Origin of the sequence: Thermocladium sp. ECH_B (assembly GCA_001516585.1) — an archaeon.
Lineage (GTDB): Archaea > Thermoproteota > Thermoprotei > Thermoproteales > Thermocladiaceae > Thermocladium.
This window is the reverse complement of the sequence record LOBW01000038.1, coordinates 1-16,958: the sequence shown is the minus strand read 5'-3', so window position 1 is coordinate 16,958 and position 16,958 is coordinate 1. Positions and strand designations below refer to the sequence as shown.

The 16,958-nt window shown below is 49.1% G+C and carries 18 protein-coding genes; 9 read left to right on the top strand and 9 right to left on the bottom strand.

The features are described 5' to 3' along the window. Nucleotides 1-204: a hypothetical protein gene (locus tag AT710_05875; GenBank protein ID KUO91747.1), complete on the top strand. Its 204-nt coding sequence runs from the start codon at nucleotides 1-3 to the stop codon at nucleotides 202-204. A 45-nt stretch (nucleotides 205-249) separates the two neighbouring features. On the opposite strand, the gene AT710_05870 is transcribed toward AT710_05875, so the two are convergent. After that, nucleotides 250-1,626, bottom strand: a complete 1,377-nt coding sequence (locus AT710_05870) for a transposase (GenBank protein KUO91746.1) — start codon at nucleotides 1,624-1,626, stop codon at nucleotides 250-252. Nucleotides 1,627-1,782: 156 nt separating this feature from the next. Here AT710_05870 and AT710_05865 point away from each other — a divergent pair, with 156 nt between their 5' ends. Next, nucleotides 1,783-2,634 (top strand): hypothetical protein, encoded by an 852-nt coding sequence (locus AT710_05865; protein KUO91745.1) that lies wholly within the window; start codon nucleotides 1,783-1,785, stop codon nucleotides 2,632-2,634. 212 nt (nucleotides 2,635-2,846) lie between these two features. Here AT710_05865 and AT710_05860 read toward each other — a convergent pair whose 3' ends face one another. After that, on the bottom strand, nucleotides 2,847-4,496 hold the full coding sequence (locus AT710_05860; protein ID KUO91744.1) for a hypothetical protein: 1,650 nt from the start codon (nucleotides 4,494-4,496) through the stop codon (nucleotides 2,847-2,849). A gap of 305 nt (nucleotides 4,497-4,801) precedes the next feature. On the opposite strand from AT710_05860, the gene AT710_05855 reads away from it, so the two are divergent. After that, nucleotides 4,802-5,998 (top strand): acetyl-CoA acetyltransferase, encoded by a 1,197-nt coding sequence (locus tag AT710_05855; protein ID KUO91743.1) that lies wholly within the window; start codon nucleotides 4,802-4,804, stop codon nucleotides 5,996-5,998. 31 nt (nucleotides 5,999-6,029) lie between these two features. Further along, nucleotides 6,030-6,467 carry a hypothetical protein gene (locus AT710_05850; GenBank protein ID KUO91742.1) on the top strand — a complete coding sequence of 146 codons (438 nt, stop codon included), beginning with the start codon at nucleotides 6,030-6,032 and terminating at the stop codon, nucleotides 6,465-6,467. On the opposite strand, the gene AT710_05845 is transcribed toward AT710_05850, so the two are convergent. The 4 genes from AT710_05845 to AT710_05830 form a co-directional block, all read right to left on the bottom strand. Further along, nucleotides 6,445-7,476, bottom strand: coding sequence for a hypothetical protein (locus AT710_05845; protein ID KUO91741.1), 1,032 nt, complete (start codon nucleotides 7,474-7,476; stop codon nucleotides 6,445-6,447). The two genes, AT710_05850 and AT710_05845, sit on opposite strands and share 23 nt — an antisense overlap. Next, nucleotides 7,477-9,237: a glutamate--tRNA ligase gene (locus tag AT710_05840; GenBank protein KUO91748.1), complete on the bottom strand. Its 1,761-nt coding sequence runs from the start codon at nucleotides 9,235-9,237 to the stop codon at nucleotides 7,477-7,479. A 49-nt stretch (nucleotides 9,238-9,286) separates the two neighbouring features. Further along, nucleotides 9,287-9,892 (bottom strand): hypothetical protein, encoded by a 606-nt coding sequence (locus AT710_05835; protein ID KUO91740.1) that lies wholly within the window; start codon nucleotides 9,890-9,892, stop codon nucleotides 9,287-9,289. A 40-nt stretch (nucleotides 9,893-9,932) separates the two neighbouring features. Beyond that, the gene (locus AT710_05830) at nucleotides 9,933-10,520 is read right to left on the bottom strand and encodes a TATA-box-binding protein (GenBank protein KUO91739.1); all 588 of its coding nucleotides are present in this window, start codon (nucleotides 10,518-10,520) and stop codon (nucleotides 9,933-9,935) included. A gap of 137 nt (nucleotides 10,521-10,657) precedes the next feature. On the opposite strand from AT710_05830, the gene AT710_05825 reads away from it, so the two are divergent. Beyond that, complete coding sequence (locus AT710_05825; GenBank protein ID KUO91738.1) at nucleotides 10,658-11,020, top strand: hypothetical protein; 363 nt, start codon at nucleotides 10,658-10,660, stop codon at nucleotides 11,018-11,020. Nucleotides 11,021-11,064: 44 nt separating this feature from the next. Here AT710_05825 and AT710_05820 read toward each other — a convergent pair whose 3' ends face one another. Beyond that, entirely contained in the window at nucleotides 11,065-11,685 is a 621-nt protein-coding gene (locus tag AT710_05820) for a hypothetical protein (protein KUO91737.1), read from the bottom strand. Between the two features lie 23 nt (nucleotides 11,686-11,708). Then, nucleotides 11,709-12,257: a hypothetical protein gene (locus tag AT710_05815; GenBank protein KUO91736.1), complete on the bottom strand. Its 549-nt coding sequence runs from the start codon at nucleotides 12,255-12,257 to the stop codon at nucleotides 11,709-11,711. Between the two features lie 116 nt (nucleotides 12,258-12,373). Here AT710_05815 and AT710_05810 point away from each other — a divergent pair, with 116 nt between their 5' ends. Together AT710_05810 and AT710_05805 are read left to right on the top strand one after the other, a co-directional pair. Next, entirely contained in the window at nucleotides 12,374-14,221 is a 1,848-nt protein-coding gene (locus AT710_05810) for an indolepyruvate ferredoxin oxidoreductase subunit alpha (protein ID KUO91735.1), read from the top strand. Then, nucleotides 14,218-14,790: an indolepyruvate ferredoxin oxidoreductase gene (locus tag AT710_05805; protein ID KUO91734.1), complete on the top strand. Its 573-nt coding sequence runs from the start codon at nucleotides 14,218-14,220 to the stop codon at nucleotides 14,788-14,790. The genes AT710_05810 and AT710_05805 overlap by 4 nt, the downstream gene beginning before the upstream one ends. Here AT710_05805 and AT710_05800 read toward each other — a convergent pair. Then, nucleotides 14,750-15,589 carry a hypothetical protein gene (locus AT710_05800; GenBank protein ID KUO91733.1) on the bottom strand — a complete coding sequence of 280 codons (840 nt, stop codon included), beginning with the start codon at nucleotides 15,587-15,589 and terminating at the stop codon, nucleotides 14,750-14,752. The genes AT710_05805 and AT710_05800 overlap by 41 nt on opposite strands. Before the next feature lie 176 nt (nucleotides 15,590-15,765). Here AT710_05800 and AT710_05795 point away from each other — a divergent pair, with 176 nt between their 5' ends. Both AT710_05795 and AT710_05790 read left to right on the top strand, forming a co-directional pair. Beyond that, a complete protein-coding gene (locus tag AT710_05795; GenBank protein KUO91732.1) occupies nucleotides 15,766-16,452 on the top strand; it encodes a nucleotidyltransferase in 687 nt (228 codons plus the stop codon). 1 nt (nucleotide 16,453) lies between these two features. Next, nucleotides 16,454-16,958 (top strand): hypothetical protein (locus AT710_05790; GenBank protein KUO91731.1); only part of this gene is annotated, 505 nt, incomplete at its 3' end.

Sequence of the window (16,958 nt, the reverse complement as noted above, 5' to 3'; positions counted from 1 at the left end):
ATGGAGAACCTTCATCCAGGCTTCATTGCTGCGGTGGAGAACGGCATTAATGAAAGGATATCTGTATTAACGGTTCATGAACGATTGCTGGGCCTCATCACTGGCAAGGCAATGAATCACAAGTTGATTAAGCTAAGCATAAGCAATAGGGATGAGGTCCCCCGCCTCGTAGTGAATCATATTCTCGAATTACTGGAACACTGACCTCCTCCCCGCCTTGAGGGCGAGGGCTCCCCGAGGTCTAGAGGGTTACGCCCCATTAATGGGCGCTACTCTGTTGTGGTCCACGATAAAGGAGAGGGGCTTCTTTATCGCTGAGATCACTATACCGGTAGCCTTCTTCAAGATATTCAACGCACCATTCAAGTCACTATGAAGCTTATGCCCCTTAGGGCAATTAACTACTCCCCTCGACCCCCTCTCAACCTCAACACCATGATAAGCACAGTACTTGGACGTATTATACTCAATGACCTCAAACACACGAATACCGTATTCTTGNGCCTTCAACTCAATGATATTCATCAACTCACGGTAAGACCACAAGTTCACGGTGAACTTATTNCCCNTTTGTTGGGCGATATTGAAGGGGTAGCCCAAGTAGATGGTTGAGACGCCTAATTCATGAAGCGTCNTGAGCAAGTGAGAAGCAAAATTCCTATACAGGTGGAGAAGCCTCCTAGTTAGTTTCTTGAATAGTCTCCTCTTCTCTCTATTAAGCTCATAATACGCCTCATACTCGTTGATATTCTTCGCCTTGTCTGATAAGGATTGTACCTCACCTATCCTATTTTGTAGGTAGAAGTAATCCTCCTTCACTCTAACCCCCTTATAGAGCAACCACGTACCATCATCAATAACAACACTACCTAAAACATTAATGCCTAAATCAATAGCTACAACCCTATTACCCCTCGGCGACTTAACTTGAATGCTCTTCCTCTCCCCCCTCACGACGTGCTTGCTCCTCCTTCCCTTCTTCGTTTCCTCGACGCCAACCTCCACGGGGATGGAGGCATACCACGCATTTCCAACCTCATCATAATAAACCTCCAACCTACCTTGTTTCCCATGCCACCTTAATCTACCCGTGAATCTAATTTCCATCTTGAAGTACTTGAGGATTAGCTTATGATTCAGCCCATCCACCACATAATTATCCTCCCTCACGACCAGGAGGGGCTTCCTCCCTCCAGTTTCCCCATCCTTCCAATAACTTGGCGGCGAAACGCGGTTCATGTGGGGCGGTAGTTTCTCCTCCTTCCTCAGCTTTAGGAGGGAGAAGAACGAGTTCCACGCCTCATTATTCTTATTAAGCACTTGCTGCGCATTAGCACTACCCAACTCATTCTTATACTTTTCATAATACTTATCATACGTCCCCTTAAAATCAACCCTCCCCTCACGAAAGAATTGCTGCCTCCTCTCATAATTAATCTCGTTAAACAACTTGGCGGAGGTGTCGGCTAACCTCCTTAGCTTTCTTTCTTGGAAGCCGTTTGGTAGGAGGCGAATTACAATGGTTCTCTTATTATTGTGTTTAATTTCTTTGATGCCCCCTCCCGGTATTGCGGGGGGAATCGGCCTCCGCTCCTCATTCCCAAGAAATTGACCGGGGGAGGGCATCCTGAAGAGAGGTGTTTAGGCTTAAAAAAAGTTTTCTATAAGGGGGTTATCCATCCCCGGCCCTGAAGGGCGAGGCTTTTCGCCCCCTTAACCTCCATTTCAGTAAAATATAGGGTGTATACAATAAATTTTTAAGGTAGTAATATCTATGAATTTATGGTTGTTATACTTAACTCTGTCCAATTGATAAAGCCAAGCAGAAAAGTCAGTAGTGACTTATTGAGTTGGAGCACATTGGATAACTCAACCATGGCGCGATGGTTGGTATCGGTGTGGGATATAGCTAAGACCAAGGATGAGAAGAGGCTTGGAGTGCCCACCATAACTCCGCTGGAGCTGATTAATAGGCTTATTATAATGTATTCCAAGGTCGGCGATGTAGTGCTTGATCCATTCATGGGAACTGGATCCACTGTGGTATCCGCTTATATGCTCATCAGGAAGGGCATCGGCTTTGAAATCTATAAGCCACTAATTGATTTAGCTGCTAGGAGACTCAGCGAAGTAGAGGAGATGCGGGGACCTCAACCACTCTCCTTGCCCGATGCATTAACTCTTGAAATGGATGCATTAAGGAGAGATGTGGATCACGAACCGGTGCTCGTGATAGATGATGCAAGAAACATTGATAAATATATGGCTGGGGAAACCGTGGAACTAGTATTAACTGCCCCACCACCATTCGTATTTGGACTGGGGGGAACCAGTAGGCTGGACCCGAGGGATATAGGGGGAATCAATGACTACTCCACTTACTTAGAGGAGCTAGTGAAAGTGCTGGCACTGGCGCGGCAATTATTGAGGAGGGGAGGATTCATGATCATAATAATAGGGGATGTTAATGCTGGACCCGTGATATTCCCACTACACGTCGATCTAATCAATATGCTGAAGAAACTCAACCTAGAGGTAAGAGATATATTCATTTGGGACAAGAGGAAAGATTATGACCCCAAATCATTGACGGGCAAAGTCCACGAGTACATAATGATATTCGAGAAAACATAACCATCATAGCTTAAACAATTGAAAACTCACCCATCCCTAAAAGAAGGAGGCTTGCTTACCGACCTCCTCCCCGCCCAGCGAGGTTTGTCGTTCATTTTATCACAAATTAAGTAGGAAGGCCCCTCTCTATGAGTGGCGTTTTTGACGCTGGGGAAGCGGGATAGCCATTTTGCATTGGCTTGACAGGCTGTGAAGCTTATGATTGAGGGGCCTTAGTATGCGGTTATTCCTGTGGTGGTTCCAGCTAGGCATGCTTCCATGCTTTCCTCATCGGCTCCAGCAAGCTGCTTTATGGCTATGCAATTAACGAATGCCTCGGCCTCGGCCCCGGTCTCCAAGATGTTCGCGGCCTTGCTTAGTAGATTCGGAGGTATGGTTACGCCGCGGTGAGCAGCTATTCCCTGTATTATATCCATTACCACTTGAGGCGGCGGGTGCTGCACGAAGACCTTGAGGTCGCCGAGCCGGCCGGGCCTTATGAGCGCCGGATCAAGGGCCTCCAAGTAATTCGTGGTCGCGATTACCATTACCTTATCCATTCTGGATACCGTGCCATCGATTTCCTGTAGGAGAACGCTCACCAACCTATAGCTGCCTGGATCCTTCTCTGTTCTGGCTCTCCCTATGGAGTCTATCTCATCAATGTAGATCACGGTTGGTTGAAGCGAGCGCGCTAATCTAAATGTCACGTATAACCTATAGGCGGCGGCCCATGGCCCACCCTTCATTAATGCACCCGTCCTCACTATTATGACGTGGAACCCCCTCAAGCCAAGCCATGCAGCGAAACCTAATCCAAGGGCTGTCTTACCTGTCCCGCTTGGGCCATATAATAGAATGCCATGAATCGGCCGCACTCCGTGTCTGGCGGCGAAGGATGAGCTGGCCATCACTAGCTCCGACTTTATTTTATCCATGCCTATTAATCCCTCCCAGTTCTCCTCATAGAGCTGCCTCAAAGTCTCGGTGTCAGGTAATTCCGCGATATTGCTGTAAAGCATTGACGCTACGTCTGGATCCATTACGTAGACGGCGCCGATTACTCCAAGCATTGATGATGCGGCCAATATTGCCAGAAACGGATATAATTGAGGCAATAATTGCTGCAGTGATGGATCGATGGCATTCATTACGGCCATGTTCATCAATATCGAGATTGATGCGGCGGCGACTGTGGAGGAGAGGGGAATAAGGTATCTACGCTTCATGGAGAGGAGGGGGGCCGCCACATAGAGCGCCACCGCCGCGATTAGTATTGAGGCCGTAAATGGGTTGGCGTATTGATTGATGTGCGCGATGAAGGATGAGTAAAAGGAGAGGGGCCTCAACGGTATGCTGGATCCAGGCGATAAGCCATTCAGCATTAATTCAACTAGGTATGCCACGGAGTAAGCCGCCGTGGGGAGCCAAGGGGAGGAGAAGGCCTCAAACTCTGATGTTATTCCCCCTCCAAGAGCCCAAGCGAAGCCGAAGATGGGCCATGGAGGCGGGAGGAACATGGATGCAAGTGAAGAGGCTGCAAAGGATGGACTCACGCCCCTGGAGAATGAGGAGGATAAAAGCCTCATGTGGAGACCGATGATGGCTATAGGTATAACTAGGGGAAAAAGAAGGAGCGCTGTCCCGCCTGGATTAACATAGATATAACCCCATAAGCTTAACAAGATAACCGCTAGTGATGAGAGCAAGAGCAGTGATGAGGAGGATCCCGTCCTACCCATTGCGGCGAGGACCAGGGCCCCAATCACTCCCACTATGCCTATCCATTGGTGCTGAAGCAATGAGTAGAATATCAATGGCAAGGCTGCGGCTAAAGTAACCACTATTGATAAGGCGGCTCTCTTTACCGCTATTAGCCTCATTAATAAATAGCCATGTGGCTAGATTAATATACTTAACAGGCAAAAATTTCAGTGCATTGGGCAAGAAATGATTGGGCCCATGCCCTTTATAAATGAAACTATGAACCTCGCAATTCATGGCTGGGTAGGCATTTGCATGGGCGTTGATGGCGTTCCCCATATTAAGGGGCAACGCCTTGGTCATCCTCATTTCAATTATGTATCTTATATTTACTCGCATATACTATAATTACTAAAATTTGTTGTAACAGTCGCAGTAAAATGCGATGCTAAGATTTTTAAGCTATAAATGACTGCGATTAATTATGGTTAATGATGACGATGTGGTGATAGTGAGCTATGCGAGGACTCCCATAGGTAGATTCGGGGGCTCATTAAAGGATGTCCGTTCACCCCATCTAGCGGCGGAGGCAATAAGGGCCGCCCTTAATCGCGGCAATATAGAGCCCAAGCTAGTGGATGAAGTCGTTATGGGCTCCACGCTACAGGGGGGAATGGGGCAAAACTTATCGCGCTACGCCGCTCTCCTAGCGGGTCTCCCAAAGGAAGTGGGGGCATACACCGTGAATAGGGTATGCTCATCCGGCATGCAGGCAATATTCGAGGCCTATAGGGAACTCAAGGTAGGGGATGCATCAATAATGGTGGCCGGCGGCGTCGATTCCATGAGCACCCAACCCCTCGCCATAAGCAGCGAGTACAGGTGGGGAGTGAAGCACTTAATAAACAGGAAAATGGAGTTCATGGACCTCATGATAAACGATGGCCTCCTCGACCCAACTAATGGCATGATAATGGGGCAGGAAGCGGATGCCGTGGCTAAGAAGCACGAAGTCCCGCGGGAGGAACTCGATGAGTACGCATACTTAAGCCACACGAGGGCAGTTAAGGCAGTGAACGAGGGACTATTCAAGGAGGTTGAGCCCTTTGACGCCAAGATAGGCAGCTCCAGGGTAGTGCTTGAGCGGGATGAGGGAATAAGGCCCGACACCAGCCTAGATAAGTTGAGGAGCCTTAAACCAGCATTCGGATCCGATGGCCTCCACACTGCCGGTAACTCATCTCAATTAAGTGATGGAGCGGCGGCACTAGTATTAACGACGAGGACCAAGGCGAGGGAGCTGGGGTTAAAGCCAATAGCCAGGATAGCTGGATATAGTTGGGCAATGTTAGAGCCCTGGAGATTCCCCGAGGCACCTATCTACGCCATAAATAAGCTGCTTGAGAAAACGAGGACCAAGATAGCTGATTACGACGCATTCGAAATCAATGAAGCATTCGCCGTGGTCAACGTGCTGATCAATAAGGTGCTTGGCGTACCATTTGAGAAAATGGATATATTCGGGGGAGCAATAGCGCTGGGCCACCCATTAGGGGCCAGCGGCGCGAGAATAGTGACCACGCTAATAACTGCCCTACATCAAGTCGGGGGACGAAGGGGGTTAGCCGCGTTATGCCACGGCACCGGCGGTGGAACCGCTATATCAATAGAAATAGAGTAATAGTGGAAAAACCGGAAAAACGTTTATTTGGATGCTCCTCATTAATTCCACGGTGAATGCATTGGATCCAGATGAGGAGTACGTGGTTCTTCCAATTAGCATACTTGAAAAGCTAATCAGGTACTCAATGTCATTCTGCGAGAATAGGTGCCCAGCGGGGAGGGACCCAGGCACATGCATATACCTCACTAAGCTGGCCCCAGCGCTGGGGCTAGGCCACACGCCCTGCTACTCGGATTATGGAGTATATAGACGCGAGAACTTTGAGAGGGTAATTAAGGATACGGAGGGCAAGTATGGGCTTGATAGGGTCTCCCTCCTCAAGATGCGGAGAAGCACGCTGGAGACCGAGATCGACTTAATGGAGTTGGAGTTCGCGATCGGCGTGCTTAAATCCATGGATGAATCAAAGCCCATATACGTAGTTAAGGGAGGAGACCTCAGCATTAGGAATGCGAAAAGGATCTAGCCGACTCCAGTATTATACTGGTTGGATCCACTAGGCCAGTTATGGCTTGCCTCCTCTTAGTTAAGTCAATGCTGGATAAGCAATTAATTAATTCGCTTGGCTTGCACCTATAGAGGGGGAATCCTTGCTTTATTAAGTAATCATCAATGTAGTAAGTGGATGGGAAGTAGGAGATCGAGGGCGTCCCCAGCAATGCGGCCTCCGTTGAGAATGTTGAGCCCCCCGTGATCACTAACGCAGCGTGATACGCTAAATTGAGTCCATCCAGCGGCGTCTCCGGTATTATTATTGCATCACCAAATCTAGACCTAATTGCCTCGGCTTGATGCGGGTACCTGGGGAACGCTATTACCCTGAATCCCCTCCTCACTAATTCCTCTATTGCCTTAATACCGATGTCCANCTTATCCCCATAACTATAATACGAGGCCAAGCTCTCCTCGAACCTGAACACGGCGTAATTATCGGGCTCCAGGTTAAGCTTCTTTATTTCATCTAGGTTGGGAGTGAACCTATTTATCCACATGACCTCGAATAAGCCATTAAACCATCGCAGGGAGCTGCGTTCATCACATGGAACATACTTCAACACATCATTATGCGGCAACGCGTTGGGTAGTATTATCAGTGAAGCAAGCGGCAGCGTTAATTTATTCACGAAGAATGAGTGAAGAGTATCCGTTATTGCTATTATGGGTTTATTAAGTCCAAAAGCTATCCTAAACGCGTCAGGGGATGTGAGGGATACATGAACATCGAAGTCCCCTAACTCATTCAGTAGGAGGAGGGATCGCTCAAAGCCTTTCCTCAACTTATCGAGTGGGTCAGATCCATGGAGGCCCACGCACTTATGGGGAACCCCATACAGCTTGAAAATGTTCTCCACATAGTCATAACCTCTACACGTCACTTCCACATCTATTCCCTGACGCTGGCCCTCCAGGTAAAGAATTGATGCTATGCGGGCCTGCTTAGCCGTTAATGCGTCGAACCAAATCCTCAACCATATTCACCCATGTATATAGATGAACTCAAGGCCATCCGCGGTCTTGCTGCTTAACTTGACGAAGCCATACCTAACCAATTGAACCACGTCGCCCACCCCTANCTCCGACGCTGCGGCCGGCTCGCTTTGGCCCTCATGGGTATCCCTCTTGCCCACGCCGCTCGGCACTATCACCCTAGTAGGAACCGAGGATGGAGGCACCCATTGAATTATCTTGTAGCCATGCTTCTTTGCATCCTCAACGCCGAGGCTCTGTATCTCTCCCCTGTATTGGCCATTCTCTAGGAGGATCTTAACGTTGGCTAAATCCATTAACCTAATCACGGAGCCGGGGAGCATCGAGGATAAATCGCTTCTTGAAACATATACCGTTACCAAGCCATTAATTGGGGATAACTCTATTGTCCTGAATCCCCTTTCTGGATGACTTGGATGATACTGGATGCGGGCCTTAAGCGGCGACTCCGTCCTTATCTCGAGGGGAACGGGGTCCTTGACGAACATGAATCTATTGGCGCGGGGCTCTAGGATTCTCCTATTCGCGGCGAAGAGGTTATCCATGGATATGGTAGCATCATTCTCCTTTATCCCCACGGAGAGAATCACTTCCCAAATCGCCTCTGGCTGTATGCCACGCTCCCTTAGCCCAGCCAATGTTGGAAGAGTGATGTCGTTGAATGGCAAATCATACTTCTTCAGGATCGATTTGCTGAGGGAGGCACCCTCTATATGTAATCTGCCGAAGTGTATGGTCTCCCCCATCTCCCAATTAAATGCCTTATAGACGTAGCTCTGCTTAACCGTGTTAACCCTATGCTCCTGGGCCCTAAGTATGTGGGTTATGCCGAGCAAGTGATCATCAATGGCCACGGCGAAGTTATAGGTTGGCCACAGAATGTACTTATCCCCAACGAGTGGGTGAGGCGACTTATGCGTATCAATTATCCTCAGGGCAATCCAATCCCTTAACGATGGGTCGGGACTCGATAAATCCGTCTTAATTGCCACCACGGCCTCCCCTTCCCCAAATACTCCCTGAAACATTTGGTCAAGTAATTCGGAGTTCAGGGCTGGGTCGGCCTCCCTATTAGCGCACGGCTTGCCCTGCGCCTTTAATGATTTCCATTGATCCGGGTCGCACTGCGTTCCCTTTGCGACCACATATGCCTTACCCATTGAAACGGCTCGCCTCACGTGGTCGTAGTACACCTCCATTCGTTGGGACTGCACGTACTCCTCATCCCACTTAATCCCCAACCACTTTAGGTCATCCTTTATAGCCGTGTAGGCCTCCTTCATGGGTCTCTTGGTTCTGGGATCCGTGTCCTCAAACCTAAGCACGAAGCGAGCCTTATCGCCGTACTTAACCTTATATGCATAGTTAATTATGGCCGGCCTCGCGCTGCCCAAGTGAAGCACGAAGTCGGGATTAGGGGCGAACCTCAGCTTTATTAATTGATACTTATCTGCGCCGGGGAGGGGGGGCAGCGTCTCTATTCCCTTCTTCTCCTCCACGTGCCTCTTCTCCGGCATTAATGCATCAGGCCACCTCTCCTCAAGCAGTTGCTTCTGCTCCTCGGGCTTCATTGAGTTCACTTTAGCCACCACCTCCTCAACTATTGCCTTGACCTCCTTTGCGCGTTGCCTTAAGTCCGGCCTCTCCGTTAGGATCCTCGTCATTACGGCCTTCACGTCAGCGGATCCGCCGAACTTCACCGCATTCATCAATGCGCTTCTCAAAGCTGCGTCGTAAATATCATTCATGTCCACAAGATGAGGGGAATATATTGCTTATTAATGTTTTCCCTCAAAATTAGGCAGGCTCTATTTGCTTCTCGGCATCCACTGTTGGGCACTTTATTAGGCACTCCACTGGATCTAGGCAATTATATTCGCAATTCAGGGAGTAGCCATTGCAGAATGCCTTCTGTATATTAATGAAGTTAGTCCTCATCGAGTCATCGTCGAAAACCAAGTACCGCGGTTCCATGCTGAGGAGGAACCTATATACCTTATCGAGGCGAGCCAAGTGCCGCCGCGTGATGAGGAGGCCCCACCTGACATTCTTGATCCGCGGAATGATATCGATCCCATCATCGCTTGGCATTAAGAATATGGGAATCTCCTCTAGGAGGGGCATTGATGATAATTGCAGGTACTGCGTGAAGTCGAGGCCCAGCATTGCTTGGGATTCCCGTAATGATTTAATCATGTGGGCCACGAAATACATGTCTAACCACGAAATTCGATTTAGCTTTAGCACAAGCATTTTGGACTTGAGCCGCTTCATTAGTCGCGGGTTAAGCTGGGAAATATCGCTTAATTGAATTAACATATTCCACTCCTTATCTATAACCGAGAATAAATCATTGAACCTAATTGGCCCTACCATTATGAAGGAATCAATGGGCTCCCGCACATCATCCCGGAGGAGGAGACTCGCGCCTTTAATGCACATATCATAATTCCTCAGCTTCACCCGTCTCCTCGCTTAGCTCATAGAGGGCGCCCACGTCCTTTAACTTATCATATAGCTTAACTATGGCTTCCTTGACCTGTAGATCCCTCTTGGCGCCGGTGCACACTATCTTACCGGAGCTAAATATGAGTAGAACTACCTTTGGATCCCCCATCCTATATATGAGGCCGGGAAACTGCTCCGGCTCATACATGGAGTTCTCCAGCATGAGGGCTGATCTCTCTATATCAACCTCTGCATGTAGGTTGCCTGAGGCAACTATGTTCTGTACCTGTATATCCGGGTTCATGGGTATCTCGGCCCCATACTCGTTAAGTATCTTGATGAGGCTCTTAATGGCTCTCTTCAACTCCTCCTCGCTCTTGGCTCCCGTGCAAACCATGTTGCCGGTCCTGAATATCAATGCCGATATCTTGGGCTTTTGCAGCCTCAATATGAGGCCGGGAAACTGCTCCGGATTGTACTCGGCGGCGGGGAGCTTCTCGGCAAGCATCTCTAAGTTAAGATCAACCCCTAAGTTAACCGTCGCAACTATGTTCTCTATCCTATAGCTTGGTTCCTTTGGCATAACTACTTTTTAAGCGAATTTAAAAAACTTTAAAAGCGTTTTGTTTAAAAACATTAAAAAATGGAATACGCGACCAACCATCAGGTTGCGCATACCAATGGGAAAAATATTTAATCACCAACTCCTCGGCTAAAAGCATGGGTGGAAAAAAGAAGCCAACGCTGTCCCAAATGGCTAAAAAACAACAGGAAAAGGGAAAGGAGGCAGCTGCGCAAAAGAAGCCCGAGAAAGGCAAGGGAAAAAAGGAGGAGGCAGTTAAGCCCGTTGGCGACTTAACAGTTGAATTAATGAATCAAATAGAGAAGGAAATAACTAAAATGGAGTACGCCACTCCATACCTATTATCATCAAAATACGGAATAAAAATGAATCAAGCAATACAAGTCCTGAGAACGCTTCACTCCAAGGGAGTAATCACGCTCGTCTCAAAGGGACACAGGATAGAGATCTATACTACCCCAAGCAGAGCCAAGGAATTAGGCATAGTACCTCTTCAATAATTAATCCCTTACTAAGAATAGAAATAAATTATAATTAAAATGCCTTAAGATGGAGGGGACTGCAGGGAGCACTCATTAATGTCTATTAGGCGAGCCACTTTACGTGCTTCCCCATTGCCTTTTATATAGACCTTAAAGCATTCCCCACCCAATGAATCCAATTCGGTTTTGGAGCCTATCATTATGGTCCTCTCCCCCACCGTGCACGGGTTAAAGCCCAATCTTTCCCCGATGAGTCGCAGCGATAATAGGTAATTGCGGCTAAGCCTAATGACAGCGCATCGCCACCTCATCCTCAGCATTTCCGCGTCGTAATTGCCGTACGCGATCCACTTATTCACTGTTTCCTCGATATAATCCCGTCCCTTGCCTGCAAGCGTCGCATCGTAGGGAAGGATCTCCCTGCTTCCCCTTATTAATCCATAGCGAGCCGATAGAATTAGGAGGCTAGCCCCGTACCTATTAGCGAGCGATTTATATGCCGTGAATTCGGGTCCCCTGTAAAGTTGTTCTGCCCTGGTTAAGTATTGGCTCAGCATGGACCTGTAATGCTCCTCCTTATCTATGTCATCGCTCGGCACATCGATGATGCCTCTCATTATTTCCGGTAACTTAAGTGGATTGATTGCCTTTGACTTGCTGCAATTGACGAGCACTAATGACATGGCGACTCCATTTAGGCAGGCATTTAATGCCTTATCCCCATTAGGCCAGCCATATGATGATTAATGCGAGTGCTTGATCGTATTACGTCTATCCACACGTTATCCCTTATGAATTCAGGGGCGCCCTCGCCTACCGTGTTGCTTATCGATTCTTGCTCCTTCCTTATTGGTTGCTGCATTATTTGCTCTATTTTCCTGGATAATTCATTGATCTTCAGAAATAATTCGTTTATTGATGCGGCCATTTTGAGGAGGAGCTCTACTTGTAATTGATCATCACATTTCTCCTGTATTACTTGTGGGGATGGAGAGTATTGAGTGGTTACCGTGAATGTTATCGTGAGGGGAGGCTTATCGCTTATCGGCTCGTTAACAGTGGATGGGGCGGGGGGAGATGGCTCCTCTTCTTCCTCCACCCATTTGTCTCCATATACGGCTTTATACTTGGAGATGGCTTTATAAACCGTGTTAACGGAGATGCCGAGCTTATCCGCTATGTCCCTCGGCTTCATTCCCTGCTTGAAATACATTTCTCCAACCATCATTTCAGTCTTGGATAGCTTATATTGCATGCCCCTATTACTGGCTGGGCGCGTGGCTTAATATAATCACAGTTTTTGTTTTTGGGTATTATATGTATTATATATAGGGGAAAATATATATAAACACACAAAAACCAAGACGCCCCATGAACTGCATAAGGAGGTTCATGCTCGGCAACCACGCCATCGCCCAAGGATTCATTGAGGCAGGCCTAGCCGTAGCCATGGGTTACCCAGGCACCCCCAGCAGCGAGATAATGGAGTACATCATGGAGGAGGGAAAGAAATACGGAATATACGCCGAGTGGTCCAGCAATGAGAAGGTAGCGCTGGAGGGCGCGTATGGTGCAGCCATGACTGGGGCCAGGGCGATAGCCACCATGAAGCATGTGGGGCTAAATGTAGCCATGGATCCCCTAATGTCAAGCGCATACACGGGGGTGGAGGGCGGCCTAGTGATAGTCACAGCGGATGATCCGGGCATGTGGTCCAGCCAGAATGAGCAGGACAATAGGTGGGTCGGCATCCATGCATACATACCTGTCCTGGAGCCGTATGACCCGGCCAACGCCAAGGACTTGGCTAAGATATCCATGGAATTCAGCTCACGAATGAAGCACCCCATCCTCTTTAGGACAGTCACGAGAGTATCTCACACCAGGGAAGCAGTGGAGGCGTGCAGCAATGCATCCCCAATATTTGGAGGCGGCATCGATAGGAGGCAGAAGAGATTCGCCTTGATCCCAAGCAATGCGCGTAAATTGAGGAATGAATTGTTGGATAGGTGGATGAAGATAGGGGAGGCAGTGGAGGAGCTGCCCGTGACTATTCGAAGCGGGGATGACTTGCTAATAGTGACGAGTGGATCCGCATTCACATACGTGCTGGACTCAATAAATGAATTGGAAGTTAATCCCACGGTGATAAACCTCAGCGCCTCCGTTCCAATCCAACGCAGGAAGCTGCTTGACTTAGCCACTGGGGCAAAGAAGATCGTGGTGATTGAGGAGGGCGATCCCGTTATCGAGACTCAGCTAAAGGCTGCGTTATTCGATGAGGGAATTAGGTTACCCATCCTCGGCAAGTCAAGCTTCATATCTCCCGCGGGGGAACTCACAATTGATAAGGTTAATGCGGTAATAGCGGGGGCCCTAGGCATACAGCCCCCGAGGAGACCACGGGTAGAGATGGGGTATGAAGCGCCACAGAGACCGCCGGTGTTTTGCCCAGGTTGTCCGCATGCAGCATCGTTTTACGCCTTGAAGCTGGCATCCAACACTGCCAGAGCGAAACCGCTCTTCAGCGGCGATATTGGGTGCTATAGTCTAGGCATAAATCTTCCCTTTGATGAGGAGGATGTATTGACCGATATGGGTAGTTCCCTTGGAGTCGGCATGGGCATATACAGGGGGAACGGGGAGAAATCATTCGTGGTGTCGGTGATAGGGGACTCCACTTACTTCCATTCAGGTCTACCCGCGCTGGCCAATGCTGTTTATAATAGGACACCCCTCCTACTCCTTGTCCTAGATAATAGGACTACCGCTATGACGGGCGGCCAACCCAACCCCACCCACTCAATACCAATAGAGGACACTGCAAGGGGCTTGGGCGTGAGGAATGTGTACTCCATTGATCCATTCAACATCAAGGAGGCGATCGCCACAATGAGGAGGGCCATTGATGACGTGAAGAGGGGAGAAGTCTCCGTGGTGGTGGCTAGGAGGGCATGCGCACTGGAGGCCGTTAAGGAATTGAAGAGGGAGGGAGCAAAGCCCCTCCTATATTACGTGAATGATGAGGCATGCAAGGCATGCGGCATATGCTACAACATGATCGCTTGCCCAGCAATTCAACCCAAGGATGATGGAAAAGCATGGATAGATCCCAGCATGTGCAGCGGATGCAGCGTTTGCGCACAGGTGTGCCCATATGATGCCATAAAGCCCAAGGGGGACCCAAGCTGGCTTAAGAAGTGGGGTGAGGCATTATGAGGATGAATATATACATGATAGGCGTTGGCGGGCAGGGACTCGTGACCGTCTCCAACGTAATTGGGGCAGCGGCCACCATTAGGGGAATTAAGGCATTGACGTCGGAGACCCATGGACTCAGCCAGAGAGGGGGGTCAGTTGATGTTCACGTCAGGTTAGGAGACGTTAATTCGCCCCTAATACCCATGGGGGGAGCCGATATGGTGATTGCCTTCGAATTACTGGAGGCATTCAGGGCCGTTCCCTATATGAGGGATGAAACGACGCTGATAGTCAATAATAGGCTAATTAGGCCACCAACGCCTAGGCTTAAGCTGCCCAGGACCGATGAGTTATTGGATAAATTGAGGCGATTCAAGTCATTAAGCGTAGTTAATGCATTCGATGCCGCGATGAAGCTTGGGAACCCAATAGTGGAGAACATGATTCTACTGGGGGCAGCGCATGAGTTGGGACTATCCAAGTTAATAGATGAGGAAGCAATGATTCAAGCAATAAGGGATACAATGAGGATGCCTGACCTAAACATCAATGCTTTCCTGGTGGGGAAGAGCCTAGCGAGGCGTTGATGCCATCATAATTACTTAATAGATTGATTATTGAGAGGACGGCTAACATGGCCTCCTCGGTCCTCACGGTTTCGACGCCTTGCCTGGGAATGAAGTTAATGAATGGATCGCTGAGGCCGAGGCCCTCCGAGGACATTATCTCATCAACTCCATGCCGAGGAGACCCAAACACTATCACTGGGTCCCTCTTAATTAATTCCACTAATTCATCCACGGCGCCCCCAATGGGTTGCCCCTCCTTCCCCGTCAATACGAGGGGCCTCCTCTTCACTAGTTCCCTTAATGTCAATACCTCCACCGAGAAGCCGGGGTATATGGAGGATCTCTCAAATGGGACCACGTGGGCCCTGAACACATTATCGCCCACCTCATTCTCAAGTTGAACCAATAAGCGGGACCTAATGGGGTGAGGCTTAGGCACCTTGGCATACACGTCGTTGCCCACCTTAAGTATTGAGGCATAGCCCTCCCACTTCACGACGAGGCCCATCAATACCGCGCCGGGACGCGGCCTTGCTGAGAATATTGGCAAGCGAAGCGGCGGAAGTAATCCAGCCAACCGCAGTCCGGTCTCCAATGGAAACAAGTCCTTGCGTAAGTATGGGGGAGTCACCATGTACTCCAGGTACTTCCTCAAGAGGCGGGCCTGTGATGCTGGTACCGTGGATTTATGGGTGTATATATAGATGTGGGTTGCCCTGAATATGGCGGCGGCCCTCCCCAAGTACCCTATTTTCCTGACCGCCTCCCGCTCATCCGTTGACTCCTCGAGGACGGAGTGGGGAATCGCTATTCTCATTGCTTCATTTTTGCTCCTTATTCTCCTTCTCCGCCCGCTTCTCCTCTCCCTCCGTATTCATGAATATGGATGTCTTTTGCTTGCCGCCCATAACCTTCCCATGCGCTAATGGATTAAAAGCTTTTTGTGTTCAATAATGGAAAAGCTTTAATGAGGGTGAGGCATGAATTAAATGTATGAAGGCAATAATACTTGCTGGGGGCTTCGGGAAGCGATTAATGCCCTTGACCATTGATCAGCCGAAGCCCCTCGTGGATATCGGGGGGAAACCGATTCTAGTTAGGCAAATAGAGTGGCTGAAGAGCCAGGGAATCACTGATATAGTGTTGGCCGTTGGTCACTTGAGGACCAAGGTATTCGAGAGGTTGGGGGATGGGTCTAAGTATGGGGTTAGGTTGTTCTATAGCGTGGAGGAGGAGCCCCTCGGCACTGAGGGAGCCATAAAGAACGCGGCTAGGTACATAGATACGGACCTATTCGTGGTCACTAATGGGGACGTTATCACGGATATAGACGTGAATAACTTGGTGAGGAACATGGGAAACAGCCTAGCAACCATTGCGCTGGTCCCCATGAGGAGCCCCTACGGAATAGTGGAGATCGATAATGAAGGCTACGTGCGCAGCTTCAAGGAGAAGCCCCTACTGGAGTACATGATTAACGCCGGCGTCTACGTGATGAGGAGGGAAGTGGTGAACATGATGGCGGATAAGGGAGACATCGAGAAGGGAGTGTTCCCTAAGCTAGCGAGGGAGGGACGGATAAGGGCCGTCATATATGAAAACGCATTTTGGAGATCTATAGATACAGTGAAGGACGTAGAGGAAGTGAGCGCAATGCTGGCGGCTAAGCAAGTGAATTAACGTGGGCGTTATCCTAACGGGTCCCCCGGGCATTGGGAAGACAACGGCAATTAAGGCTGTCGTGGCTCAGCTTCGGAACAATGGAGTGAGCGTGGCTGGCTTCTATACAGAGGAGGAGAGGAAGGGGGGAAGCAGGGTGGGCTTCATTATGGTTAATGCGGCGACCGGGGAGAGGCGGAGAATGGCTGGCGTGAATGGGACCGGCGTCAAGTTCGGTAAGTACTTCGTTGATCTGAGCGTTGTGGATTGGGGCATTAAATTGCTGAGCGGGGATGGGAATGTCGTCGTAATTGATGAGGTGGGGCCCATGGAGAACCTTCATCCAGGCTTCATCGCTGCGGTGGAGAACGGCATTAATGAAAGGATATCTGTATTAACGGTTCATGAACGATTGCTGGGCCTCATCACCGGCAAGGCAATGAATCACAAGTTGATTAGGCTAAGCATAAGCAATAGGGATGAGGTCCCCCGCCTCGTAGTGAATCATATTCTCGAATTACTGGAAC

Bases quoted from the DNA above. Each gene is read 5' to 3' on its own strand.
- AT710_05795 (KUO91732.1), top strand. From the start codon at position 15,766: ATGAAGGCAATAATACTTGCTGGGGGCTTCGGGAAGCGATTAATGCCC.
- AT710_05800 (KUO91733.1), bottom strand. From the start codon at position 15,589: ATGAGAATAGCGATTCCCCACTCCGTCCTCGAGGAGTCAACGGATGAG.
- AT710_05830 (KUO91739.1), bottom strand. From the start codon at position 10,520: ATGCCAAAGGAACCAAGCTATAGGATAGAGAACATAGTTGCGACGGTT.
- AT710_05860 (KUO91744.1), bottom strand. From the start codon at position 4,496: ATGAGGCTAATAGCGGTAAAGAGAGCCGCCTTATCAATAGTGGTTACT.
- AT710_05855 (KUO91743.1), top strand. From the start codon at position 4,802: ATGGTTAATGATGACGATGTGGTGATAGTGAGCTATGCGAGGACTCCC.
- AT710_05825 (KUO91738.1), top strand. From the start codon at position 10,658: ATGGGTGGAAAAAAGAAGCCAACGCTGTCCCAAATGGCTAAAAAACAA.
- AT710_05805 (KUO91734.1), top strand. From the start codon at position 14,218: ATGAGGATGAATATATACATGATAGGCGTTGGCGGGCAGGGACTCGTG.
- AT710_05865 (KUO91745.1), top strand. From the start codon at position 1,783: ATGGTTGTTATACTTAACTCTGTCCAATTGATAAAGCCAAGCAGAAAA.
- AT710_05820 (KUO91737.1), bottom strand. From the start codon at position 11,685: ATGTCATTAGTGCTCGTCAATTGCAGCAAGTCAAAGGCAATCAATCCA.
- AT710_05875 (KUO91747.1), top strand. From the start codon at position 1: ATGGAGAACCTTCATCCAGGCTTCATTGCTGCGGTGGAGAACGGCATT.
- AT710_05810 (KUO91735.1), top strand. From the start codon at position 12,374: ATGAACTGCATAAGGAGGTTCATGCTCGGCAACCACGCCATCGCCCAA.
- AT710_05850 (KUO91742.1), top strand. From the start codon at position 6,030: ATGCTCCTCATTAATTCCACGGTGAATGCATTGGATCCAGATGAGGAG.
- AT710_05815 (KUO91736.1), bottom strand. From the start codon at position 12,257: ATGCAATATAAGCTATCCAAGACTGAAATGATGGTTGGAGAAATGTAT.